General features: G+C 72.0%; 1 protein-coding gene and 1 pseudogene. Both read right to left on the bottom strand.

Features of this window, described 5'->3' with window-relative positions; translation table 11 throughout:
* The coding region (locus DSY14_RS29105; RefSeq protein WP_249188595.1) for a class A beta-lactamase-related serine hydrolase at window positions 1-165 on the bottom strand (165 nt) is incomplete at its 3' end.
* Window positions 162-517, bottom strand: a pseudogene (locus DSY14_RS28095) (LysR family transcriptional regulator); the annotation flags it as partial. The gene DSY14_RS29105 and the pseudogene DSY14_RS28095, both read right to left, overlap by 4 nt.

Genomic DNA, 517 nt, shown 5'->3' with positions numbered 1-517 from the left:
GCGGTGGAGGGTGGCGAGGGCGAGGGGGACCTTGACGAGGGAGGCCGAGGCGTACTCCAGGTCGGGGTCGATGCCGATCTCGTGGCCGGTGTGGAGGTCGCGGACGAGGAAGGAGCCGTGCAGTCCGGCTTCGTCGAGTTCGGCGCGCAGGCGGTGGGTGATCATGTGCGGGCTCCGAGGCAGCGGGCGACGTGGTCGTGGAGGTGGGTGCGCAGGGTTTCGGCCTGTTCGCCGGTGGCGGTGTGGTCGCGGGTGGGTCGGATCTCGCCGAGGGGGCTCCAGTGGAGGTCGAGTCGTTCGGCCTGGTGCAGGGTGCACAGCAGGAGGTCGTGGCTGGTGAGGACGTCGGCGGTGGCGGTGGCCAGGCCGGTGGCGACGCTGATCTGGCCGGGGTGGAGTCCGAGGGCGTGGCCGGTGCGGGTGAGGGGGTCGCGGATGTGGGGGGTGTCGTCCTCGGGTTGGATCCACACGCGTCGTCGGGGGCCGGTGTCGGTGCGGCTGTTGCGGAGTGTGTCGA

Source organism: Nocardiopsis sp. MG754419 (assembly GCF_018207095.1).
Taxonomy (GTDB): Bacteria; Actinomycetota; Actinomycetes; order Streptosporangiales; family Streptosporangiaceae; genus Nocardiopsis.
This window is presented reverse-complemented; position numbering and strand designations above follow the sequence as displayed.